This is a genomic window from Hungatella sp. (assembly GCF_046966825.1).
Map to the genome: position 1 here is coordinate 1 of NZ_JBKVCZ010000182.1, position 11446 is coordinate 11446.

Genomic DNA, 11446 nt, shown 5'->3' on the forward strand with positions numbered 1-11446 from the left:
TACTCCTGAAGCTTCAATACGCGTTTTAACGCGTCAATGCCTGCTTCATTGTTCATGTTAGGCTTTAAATTCTCATCCACATCGTCGCCGCCGCGGTTAATCCACAGCAGTCTGGTACAGCCCTTCAGCATGTTCGTGGAATAACCATAGTCCACAGGAGATTCCGGATTGACGCTCTTGGTGAAAAATTCCGCAACCTGCATCATTTCCTCATTCGTTTCCGGAACCTTCAGCTCGGTCTCATACTTCTCCTGATACGCCTTCTTCAAAGACTCATCCTCAAACAAATCCTTCCGGTAGAACAAAAGCTCCACATCCGGCTTATAAGGAATCGCACAGAGCTTGCCGTCATAGTTTCCATATGTATCGAACAGACCCGGCAGGAAATCCGAAGTATCGTAGGATTCGCCTGCATACTGGCTGATCATGGTATCAAGCGGCTCTATCTTGTCCGCCTTTGCGAAGCTGTGCAGGAAAGCGATGGGCGCCAGCACCACATCATACCGCTTCGTATTGTTTAAATCCAGCTGCAGCTTATCAGTAAACTGCTCGCCAGGAATTGATTCCACCACTACCTTGGCCCCTGACAGCTCTTCAAACAGCGGAACCACATCGCTGACCGCCTTTTCAAAGTCTCCGGACATCACCGGAACGGTAAGCGTCTGACCTGCATACTGGCCGTGAAGCGTCCCATCCAGGTCCAGATTGTCCAGCGTTTTACCAAACTTTTCAATCGTTTTCTTTTCAGAGGCTTCCGTCCCCCCAGCCGCTTCCGTAACAGCCGCCGTCTCCGCGGTCGTCTGCATTTCCTCCGACACAGCCACCTTACAGCCGGTCAGACCTGCTGCTGCAACCGCCGTACAGGCCGCTGCCGTTGCCACGCGTTTCCATAATCCGTTCCTTCTCATCATTACATTCCTCCTCGATTTATACTTCTATTTAAAATTTCATGTATTGCTCTCTTATCCTTTTACGGCGCCTGCCATCGTGCCCTTCACAATATATTTCTGTGTCGTCATGGATAATATCACAGCCGGTATCATAGCGATCACACCCGAAGCAGCCAGTGAGCCGGAAGGGGTATCCTTATGAGTCTGTACCATGCTGGCAATTCCTATGGGCAGCGTCTTCTTTGCATCGGAAGACTGGAGCACCAGTGCCAGGCCGAATTCATTCCATGCGCCGATAAACACCAGAATCGCAATTACCACCAGCCCCGCCTTTACTAACGGCAATGCGATTTTCGTATACATTCCGTATTCCGTACATCCGTCGATCTCGGCCGCTTCATACAGCTCGTCCGGTATTTCATAGAAGAAGCTGATGGACAGCCAGATCGCCAGAGGCAGCGCAAATGATATGTATGCCATAATGAGTCCTGTCATCGTATCCAGCAGATGAATCTTGCTGTAAATGATGTAATACGGGATCGTGTAAACCAGAGCCGGAATCATCCGGACTGCAATTACACTGTTCTTGATGATTTTGTTTCCCTTGAAATGGTACCTGGACAGCCCGAAGCCTGCCATTGTAGCCAGCGCCAGGGAAATAACCGTCGTGCTCACCGCCACCAGCATACTGTTGGAAAAGAAGGTGGCGACGTAGGATTTCCGGAATATCTCTATGTAATTATCGAGATAGAGCGTATCGATCCACAGGATCGGCCGTTCCACGAACACCTGCGCCTTTGTCTTAAACGACGTGATGATCGTCCAGTAAACCGGAAAGAAAAACAGCACGCCCAGCAAAAGCAGAATGATGAGAAGTCCCGCAGACTTTAATATTTTCTTCTTCATGATCATTCCCTCCTATTCTTCTTTGCCGGTAAGCTTCATAATCAGCAGGGAGAACAGCACAATCAGCACGAAGAAGATAAACGCGCCTGCCGATCCCTCGCCCACGTTATAATACCGGAATGCCATTTTGTAAATGGTGGACGCCAGCGTTTCTGTCGAAGTCCCGGGTCCGCCGTTCGTCAAGTTGTAGACAATATCGAACATTCGGATCGCGTCCATGAAACGCATGGTCAGCACCAGAACGGTAAAGTTACGAATCAGCGGCATGGTCACCTGGAAGAATTTCTGTCTCCAGTTTGCTCCGTCGATGGTCGCGGCCTCTAAAAGCTCCTCCGGGACGGTTTTAAGCGCCGCCATAAAGATAAGCATACACAGCGGTGTGGTGGCCCAGACCTCTACGATGACAAGCGCGATTCTGGCCGGAACCACCGCTGACAGCCATTCCACCCGGTCAAGCCCCATAGAGACCAGCAGTCCGTTGAGCACACCGTAAATGGGTGAAAACATCAGCTTCCATATGGTAGCAATCACGATAGGAGCGATCATCATGGGGATCGTAAACACGGTCTTCATCACCTTGGATATCCTGGGGAGAAAATTAGTCGTGAGGACCACTGCCAGCGTCATACCAAACAGGAGATTCAGCGCCACAGCGGATACGGTAAATATAAATGTCCAGCAGGCGGAATCCAGAAACTGCTTATTCGTCAGTACGCTCACGTAGTTTTTCAGTCCGATAAACCGTATGGTATCTGCATTCATGGATGTGTTATAGTGAAAAAAACTGATCCCAAACGAATACAGCATTGGTATAACGGAAAATACAACTAAAAATAATACCGCCGGAGAGATAAATACAAAAGCCGCTACCCGTTTCGGCTTATTCAGTCTCCTGCCCTTTCCTTCATGCATTTGCAACACCTTCCCTTCATCTGGACTCATTATACTATTTGAGCAGGATAATTAATATACTAACCTTAGTATAAAATAGATTACCTTCTAATTTTTCTCGATATTTCCGCTCCTATTTGGATATTTTTTACAATATACTTGCTTTATTTTCTCAATGTAACTATAATAATGGTATGCATTGCCCTTCAACCCCTTATCCGTAATTAGTATACTAAGTAAGGAGTAACCTCTTATGAACAGCATTCCACTCTACAAACAGATCATAGAAGACATTCTGTCCAGAATCCACGATGGAAGCCTGCAGCCCGGAGACCGTATCCCTTCAGAGCGGGAACTGGCGGAGCAGTATTTAGTGAGCCATATCACCTCCAAGAACGCGCTGGCCGAGCTCGCGGATAAGGGATATATCACCCGGCAGAAGGGCAAAGGCTCCTTTGTAAGCCCCATGGAACAGCTCCAGATGATCGCAGAGTTTAACAGTACCGTCAACCACCGGACAATCTTAAAGTCAAAAACCATCGGTCTGATCATGCCTTCCATGAAGACAAGCATCGACCAGCAGCTTCTCAACTGTATCGAGGAGGAGTTAAACGCCACCGATTACATTCTGGCCGTCACCATCACCCGGGAGAATCAGGAGCTGGAATCGGCCGCTATCCATAAGCTGAAGGAGCGGGGGGCCAGCGGTCTCATCATCTTCCCGACCGAGCACGAGATGTACAATGAGGATATCTTAAAGCTGAATCTCACCGATTTCCCATTTGTGCTCATCGACCGGTATTTAAAAGGAATACGTTGCAGCTGCGTGTATACGGATAATGAAGAAATCACCAGGACAGCCGTCCGCCATCTCCTCTCTCAGGGAATCGCGCATCCGGCCTTCCTGTCTCCGGACAGCCATAACACGGTAACCAGCGACCGGCTGTCCGGTTTTAAGGCGGCTCTGGAGGAGGGCGGCTGTCTTCTTCCTCCGGAGCATCAGTGCCTGATTCCGCTGTCCGTCACGGACCCTGCTGAAAAAGAAGCGCTTCTGGCAAGGTTCCTCGACAGCCATCCGGAGATTGACGGCCTGTTCTGTGTCAACCGCGAGTTTACAAAATACATTTCCCATATCCTGGACCGCCGCGGCTGGTGGGACCGTTACCGGATTACAGCCTTCGATTATCCCGACGACCACCGCATCTCCTATATCAGACAGGACATTCCCCAGATCGCCAGCTCGTGTGTAACCAGGCTGATCGAGTTAATTCAGGGAAAGAGGGAATATAGTCATATCGTTGTGCCGGCATCGTTTGTTCCTCAGAATCCCGTATAAACATAAAGAGTCCGGCCCGCCGGACTCTCGCGCCGGAGCGCAGTCGCTTCAGCGGCCATACTTCCTTAGCGCGAAGTGTGCATCCTCCCGGAGGGTTTTTATTTCATAGGGCTCACCCTATGAAATAAAAAAGATCCTTATTCCGACCGCCGGCTTTCTCACCGGCCATCGGAAAAAGGATCTTTATTCATTTTCTTTTACACAAAAAGACAGATAGAAACGGGTACCGATTGATTTGACATTCATCCGATACCCGTTTCTACACTATCTCATCCATTGGACTTGATACCTCTTTTCTCTCATGTTTTTTGTACCTGGTACTTTCTCTAACATGATCTATATGAAATTTTCCCTCTCTCCGTTGCTCTTCTACCTCATCTATGTTTTTCGTTTATTCTCTTACTTTTCATTCTTACTATCTGTTCATCTTTTCGTATTTCAAAATTTTCTTTCATTCCTCATTATACTTTCTCGTCATATAACAAAGATGATTATTCTTTTGTTCTACTTCTTGAAACAATCATAGTTCTTTAAACATTTCATAGATTTTATCTTATTTTTTTGATATCAGCTCTTTGATGTTCCTCTTTTGCTTTTATCTTATAAGATTGGTTTTTTAGCATCGGCAGATCGGTTTTTCCTTTTGCCTAATTTATAATTTTTATTATAAATTAAGCTAAATTACTGTTTCTGGTGGACTGTACCTCCTTCTTCTATATTTTTGATGCTTAAGAGTTTGTTTCTTCTCCTTTTTCTTTAGGAGTTTTTGTTTTCTTATCTCTTATCTTGGCTTTATTATAGCGGATGTATTTTGATTTGTCAATACTTTTTCTTTATTTTTTATATGTTATTTGCTAATTTTCAAATTGTACGCAATTATTACAATTGTTTCTGTTTTTATACACACTCTTCGCCATTTATTCCAGAAATCTTTCTTAATTTTCTGATTATTTCGTTTCTTCTTCCTTTTTCAATGCTGAAAAAATACATTGATCGCGCTGTTCCTTCCCTAAAATTTCACCAAATTTAATTACAGACAGCTATAGACGGATTGTCTGCCACCTGTTATAATGCTTCTAAAATAATTGCAGCAGATCCAACCAGAATCATTCCGGAGGTGCCAAAATGGAGAATAAAGATATTGTAACCTATTTCTACGAGACCGTAGTCTCAGAAAACCTGCTGGATCAGGTTTCGCAGTACGTCTCAGAAAACTGTGTTGTAAAAGCCGGAGAAACCATCATTCACGTGGGTGTCGACGGCATGAAACAGCATCTTATTGATGTAAAAAAGACCTATCCCGACTACACGATGAAAATCATCAAGCAATACGTGGATGGGGACTATGTGATTTCAGAATTCATCATGGAAGGGACCCACGAGGGCGAATGGATTGGAATAAAGCCGACACACAAGAGGCTCTCCTTCACCGGTGTTGATATCGACAAGGTCATAGACGGGAAGATCGTCGAGCACGGAGGCGCAGTAAATACCTTTGATACGTTATATGAGCATCATCTTATTAAACCGGTATAGCAGAATCCAGTCAATGCAAAACCAAGTACTGCTCTCCTGCAGCAATACGGCTGATCACAAATCCCTGCTGAATTTCCATTTTCCTCTCAAATAAAAGCTGAGTGACAGCGCCGTAGCGATCGTCCAGCCAATGGGCCACGACATCCAGATCCCGTCCGCACCAAACGGTCCGGCAAGCACGAAGGAGATCAGCACGCGGAGAATCAGATCGGCAAATGTAGCGACCATGAAACAGCCCATGGCGCCGGATCCCCGCAGCACGCCGTCCGCCATCAGTTTCGTGGCAACCACCACATAAAACGGAGAGACGATCTTTAAAAATGTAACGCCAGTATTCATCGCCTCTCCGCCTGTCTGCTCCATAAAGATGGTCACCGCCGGACCGCCGAAGAAAAAGAACAGGATTGTAAATGGCACAGCGACGCAGAATGCCATGAACCATCCGGCCTTGAATCCGCTCTTTACCCGTTCCTCCTGCCCTGCGCCGATGTTCTGTGCCGTAAAGCTGGAGAGTCCGTTTGCCAGCGTCGTAAACGAGGTAATCGTGAAGGTATTGAGCTTCACCGCCGCGCTGTAGCCGGCAATCACTGAGGAACCAAAGCTGTTGACCAGTCCCTGAATAAACATGTTGCCTACCGAGATGAAGCTTTGCTGGAGAATGCTGGGGACTGCAACCACACTGATCTTTTTCAGCATATTCCAGGAGAACAGCGGAAAGCTGCCCTCCGTCTTTACCTCCGCAATTCTTTTATGTACGGTCAGAAGCGCCAGCACACAGGCTGCTCCCTGGGCGATAAAGGTCGCCCACGCCACGCCCGCCACACCCCAGTGAAAGACGATGACGAAGATCATATCCAGCAGAATATTTCCCAGAGAGGAACCAATCAGGAAATAAAGCGGCGTCCTGGAATCTCCCAGAGATGTAAAGATGCCTGTACACACATTATAGAGATACAGAAACAGAAATCCGCCGATATAAATTCGTAAATACAGCGCTCCGTCCGAGAAGATATCGGCCGGCGTCTGAATCAGGTTCATCACCGGGCGGCAGAAGAGAAAGCCCAGAGCCATCAGGCTGAGACTCAGCGCGATACAGGCTATCAGCGTCGTGTAGATGGCCGTCTTCATCTCCTTCCACCGTTTTGCCCCGAAGAGCTGGGAAATGACGACCGCACAGCCGATGTTGCTTCCTACCGCCACCGCCATAAAGATCATGGTGATGGGATAAGACGCCCCAACGGCTGCCAGAGCCGCCTCACCTGCAAATTTACCAGCCACCACGCTGTCCGCGATATTATACATCTGTTGAAAAATTACGCTGACAAACATGGGGATGGAGAAACGCCAGAGCACTGACGATGGTTTCCCTACCGTTAAATCCTTTACCATTGTTCTACCTCTTTCCTCACTTTTCCATACAAGGATAGATTATACTACTACTCTCAGGCGATTTTCAATGGAAAATTCATTTTTATTCCAGCCTTTATTCCGGTCATTTACCGTTCACGGCCCCATCCAGCACTGCCATGCCGTACGATTCCAGTCTCACCGTCTGTCGGCCGGCTTCCATCCGAATCACGGTTTCCCGTTCCTCGCCGCTGTTATTAATCACCACCAGCTTACCGGAGGCCGGATACCAGGCGCATTCCGTGTCGGGGCTGTCCGTCAGATATTTCTGGTTTAAATCCATGCCCATTCCGCTTACCATCAGGTTTAAGAGCATCCTGGTATTTTCCGGCGTCACCTGGAAGCTGCTGAGATAGAACGCGGTGCCGCCTCCAAAACGGTGAGACGTGATGGAGGGCAGCCCATCCTCTTCCCCAATCACCTCCGTGTCGGGGCCTGTGAGACAGATGCCTTTTCTGCCGCGAATGGAAGCTCCCGCCGGTATCAGACCGGGTTTCTCCGCCAGTTCATACTCCCAGCGTCCATGACACACCTTTGCCCCCGTATCCTCGTCCACTCCCAACACAGAAGCCAGACGGAAATACGCGGATGCCCCGGGTGCTGCCGACGGTTCGCCTACTCCGATAAGCACGCCGCCCTCATAGACCCAGCGTGAGACCGTTTCCGTGACACCACTGTCATTCCAGGCCATCCCGCCGCTCCAGGCACTTCCGGCCGCCCCGGCATTGATCAGGACATCGACGCCTTTCAGGCATCCTGCCTTTACATCTTCAAAATTTATGAATTCCACCGAAACCGGAAGCCCTGAGAGAGCCTCGTTGATATGGATCAGATCGTGCAAATACGTTTCGTGAAAATGACCGGACAGCGTCCAGGAACGAAGCTTTCCCCAGGAATGGAGCACCGCAGCCCGAATCGGCAGTGTATACACAGCGCCCTCTTCATGGAAGGACTTAATCCGCCGGAAATCATCCGCGATCGTCTCCATATAGCTGCAAAAATCGGGGAAGTCTTCCACCAGATGCAGATATCCGCCAAGACCGATCCGGTCAATCTTTTCCCTGAGCAGCGCGCGGCGCACGTGGATCCAGTACTCTTTCGCATCGCGGACCGGGTCTCCTCCCTCGCAGAATGTGGGGGCTCCGCCCAGCCCAACCGGGAATAAGTAAGGATGAAGCCTCAGTTCATGCGTCTCCACCTCTGCTCCGGCGCAGAGCCGGACCTCATAGCCGGAAAAGACGCATTTGATCAGGCCGTCAAAGCCGAACTCCTTAAAATGGTCGTTATACGGCTCCACTCCCACCCAGCTGTCGTCGTAGAACACATACGCCTTCTTTCCGCAGCTGTGCACCAGTTCCACCAGGCGTTTCCCGAAGTCCACAACGAAACGGTTTACAAAGGCCATATAATCCAGCTGGCGCCTGGAAGGCGGCATATGGGTGACATGAAATTTCCCCTGGTTGATGAAATCCTCCGCCGTCAGGCCGTAGCCGTATTCCGCCTCAAACGCCTTCAGCATCGCGGGGCTGACCGTAAAATCATAGGAGCCCCAGTCTGTAAATAAATTTCTCTTCTTTTCGCTGCTGCCCCACATCCACACAAAATTATAAAACAGGGAGGTAAACCGGACTACCGTCGTCACCGGATGGGTATCGCACCAATTCTTCATCCAGCCATAGAGATATTCCCTGGTCTCCTCGTGGATTGGATCTACCGGCATCAGATGCTCTTTCTCCCAGTTATTTGTCACATGGTTGTACATCGAGATTTCTTCCCAGATCCGGTATGCCAGGAAATTCACCGTATAGTCATGAAATGGATGCGCTTCCTCAAGTACCACGGATCCGCTGTTTTTATCATAACGCCAGCTGGCGCGGGATACCTCCGTCTCCTCCGTGCGGTCAAAGACCTGCCAGTAAGCGAGCGCTTCCGGGCTGTCGTTTATAGTAAACTGTTCGGTAAAAAAATCCTCCATCAAGTCAAACGTCAGTACCCCGCCAAACGCCGTCTTCGGGTCTGTCACGAGAAACGTCTGCTGAAGCTGGTCCGGATGGGCCTTCGCCCACTCATTGTGATCACGTATGAGGCAGATGGTGGAATAAATTCCATATCCCGCGCCTGTGATCTCCTCCGACAGCTCCGTGCCGTCACTGTCTCTGATCACATCGGCGCCCCAGCGTTCCGCCAGCTTGAGCGTCAGCTCCTCATAGCCGGCTTCCCCCGGCAGTGTAAAACTTCCCTTTGTCTTCTCCATGATAAATCTTCTCCTTCCAAATTATCCACATTGCAGTATTCTCTGCCTGCGATGGTTCACTTTAGAAATATCTTTCTTAATTATATAAAAACAGCCGCACTCATTCCAGTCAGAGTGCGGCAAATACTTTGCATTTTCAATCATTTACGGATATAATGGGATCATAGAAAAAAGGAGGAAGCACCCATGCCCAGACGCAAAAGACCATACATTGAATTCCGTGATTACAACCTGTCCTCCCGTTTTCCGGTTCTCCTCTTATCCGGGGAGGAATGGCGGATCTCCGACGTGGCCTCTCCCCGGCTTCATATCCACAACTGCCTGGAGATCGGGCTTTGTGAATCGGACAGCGGCACCATGATCTTCGAAGACACGAAACGGCCGTTTGGGGCCGGTGATCTGACCGTGATCTCCTGCGATGTTCCCCACACCACTTACAGTTCCCCTGGTACGGCAAGCAAATGGTCGTACCTGTTTGTCGATCTCACGGGGCTCTTAACGCCATTATTTTCGGGATCGGATCTTCGCATTTTCAACCTTTTAACGATTCTGGAGCACCGGACCAGCCTGATTTTAAACGAACGGGATTACCCGGAGGTCCACGCTCTGGCAGCGAAGATTATGAGAGAGCTTGAACGAAAAAAAGACTATTATGAGATCTCAGTGCGCGGTCTCTTCCTCACGCTTCTGACCGATCTTGCCAGGGCATACCGGCAGATTGCTGCATCGGCAGAAAAAAAAGATGACCAGCCGCCTGAAAATGCGCTGGTCATCGCTCCTGCACTGGAATATATTCGCAGTCACTACATGGACGATTTTTCTATGGAATATCTGGCTGAACTCTGCAGCCTAAGCCCGGCTCATTTCAGAAGAATCTTCTCATCTGTCATGGAGACCAGTCCGCTTAAGTATCTGACAGACACCCGGATCCGCCAGGCCGCCTCCCTGCTTCGCACGACGGAGGCCTCTGTCCTCTCCATATCAGAGGAGGTGGGCTATCATTCCGTGTCCAGCTTCAACCGGCAGTTTCACGACACCATGGGGCAGACACCACGGGAGTGGCGCCGCCGCATGTCGATCCTGAAAGACCAGTCCGTCATGAAATACCGCGGCTTCCTGGTTCCCGAAACTTTAGTACAGCATTGCATAAATTCCTAAGTAACAGCACCCGCTATCTGAATCAGGGCTTAAATTTCAACGGAATTTTCGCTTGTTTTATGAAATATATCCATAAATTCTTCGCCGGTAATCGTTTCCTTATCCAGTAAATACTCTGCTATCTCATGCAGCTTTCCTTCGTTCTCTTTTAAGATCTGAAGGGCCTTCTGGTGCTGCTCTCTGACAATCTTTATCACTTCCTCGTCGATCAGCTTCGCCGTGTCCGGTGCACAGGCCAGCGACGTATCACCGCCCAGATACTGGTTCGTCACCGTCTCTAAGGCCACCATATCAAACGTCTCGCTCATGCCGTACCGGGTCACCATGGCCCGTGCGATCCTTGTTGCCTGCTCGATATCATTGGAAGCTCCGCTGGTCACGGAATGGAAGATCAGCTCTTCCGCCGCACGGCCGCCGGTGAAGGTGGCGATCTTATTAAGCGCCTCATCCTTTGTGAGCAGATACCGCTGCTCCTCATCCACCTGCATGGTGTAGCCCAGCGCACCCGATGTTCTCGGGATAATCGTAATCTTGTGTACCGGCGCGGAATTGCTCTGGCATGCCGCAACCAGTGCGTGTCCCACCTCGTGGTAGGCGATGATCTTCCGCTCGTTGACGCTGACACCGGAATCCTTCTTCTGGTATCCGGCGATGACCACCTCCACGCTCTCCTCTAAATCTTCCTGAGACACGAGCTTTCTGCCCATGCGAACCGCCCGTAAGGCCGCCTCGTTGACGATATTGGCAAGCTCTGCGCCGCTGGCGCCCGCTGTTGCCAGCGCCACATCATGGAAATTCACATCATCGGACAGCTTCACATTCTTTCCGTGTACCTTCAGGATCGCCTCGCGTCCGCCAAGGTCAGGAAGTTCCACCGGAATTCTCCGGTCAAAACGGCCCGGACGAAGCAGCGCCTTATCCAGTGAGTCGGGACGGTTGGTGGCCGCTAAGATAACGACTCCCTTCTTTCCGTCGAATCCGTCCATCTCGGCCAGAAGCTGATTCAACGTCTGCTCCCGCTCATCGTTGCCGCTGAAGCCGCCGCCGTCACGTTTCTTACCGATGGTA

At 49.7% G+C, this 11446-nt stretch carries 9 protein-coding genes; 3 read left to right on the top strand and 6 right to left on the bottom strand.

What is annotated here, in order from left to right; genetic code table 11:
* The 3 genes from ACLTD4_RS30740 to ACLTD4_RS30750 form a co-directional block, all read right to left on the bottom strand.
* Nucleotides 1-911: ABC transporter substrate-binding protein (locus ACLTD4_RS30740; protein WP_412331819.1), on the bottom strand; the 911-nt coding region annotated here is incomplete at its 3' end.
* A gap of 51 nt (nt 912-962) precedes the next feature.
* On the bottom strand, nt 963-1796 hold the full coding sequence (locus tag ACLTD4_RS30745) for a carbohydrate ABC transporter permease (protein WP_181988590.1): 834 nt from the start codon (nt 1794-1796) through the stop codon (nt 963-965).
* Between the two features lie 12 nt (nt 1797-1808).
* The gene (locus tag ACLTD4_RS30750; protein WP_181988589.1) at nt 1809-2708 is read right to left on the bottom strand and encodes a carbohydrate ABC transporter permease; all 900 of its coding nucleotides are present in this window, start codon (nt 2706-2708) and stop codon (nt 1809-1811) included.
* Nucleotides 2709-2940: 232 nt separating this feature from the next.
* On the opposite strand from ACLTD4_RS30750, the gene ACLTD4_RS30755 reads away from it, so the two are divergent.
* Nucleotides 2941-4023 (top strand): GntR family transcriptional regulator, encoded by a 1083-nt coding sequence (locus tag ACLTD4_RS30755; RefSeq protein WP_055656279.1) that lies wholly within the window; start codon nt 2941-2943, stop codon nt 4021-4023.
* Between the two features lie 1125 nt (nt 4024-5148).
* On the top strand, nt 5149-5559 hold the full coding sequence (locus ACLTD4_RS30760) for an ester cyclase (RefSeq protein ID WP_055656281.1): 411 nt from the start codon (nt 5149-5151) through the stop codon (nt 5557-5559).
* A gap of 54 nt (nt 5560-5613) precedes the next feature.
* Here the strand turns inward: ACLTD4_RS30760 and ACLTD4_RS30765 are convergent, their stop codons facing one another.
* Nucleotides 5614-6948 (bottom strand): MATE family efflux transporter, encoded by a 1335-nt coding sequence (locus ACLTD4_RS30765; protein WP_117620910.1) that lies wholly within the window; start codon nt 6946-6948, stop codon nt 5614-5616.
* A gap of 103 nt (nt 6949-7051) precedes the next feature.
* Complete coding sequence (gene gnpA / locus ACLTD4_RS30770; RefSeq protein WP_117620911.1) at nt 7052-9220, bottom strand: 1,3-beta-galactosyl-N-acetylhexosamine phosphorylase; 2169 nt, start codon at nt 9218-9220, stop codon at nt 7052-7054.
* Between the two features lie 186 nt (nt 9221-9406).
* Between gnpA and ACLTD4_RS30775 the strand changes: the two genes are divergently transcribed.
* Nucleotides 9407-10378 (top strand): AraC family transcriptional regulator, encoded by a 972-nt coding sequence (locus ACLTD4_RS30775; RefSeq protein ID WP_117620912.1) that lies wholly within the window; start codon nt 9407-9409, stop codon nt 10376-10378.
* 29 nt (nt 10379-10407) lie between these two features.
* On the opposite strand, the gene ACLTD4_RS30780 is transcribed toward ACLTD4_RS30775, so the two are convergent.
* Nucleotides 10408-11446, bottom strand: a 1039-nt coding sequence (locus ACLTD4_RS30780; protein WP_412331820.1) for an ATP-dependent metallopeptidase FtsH/Yme1/Tma family protein, incomplete at its 5' end; no start/stop codon positions are given.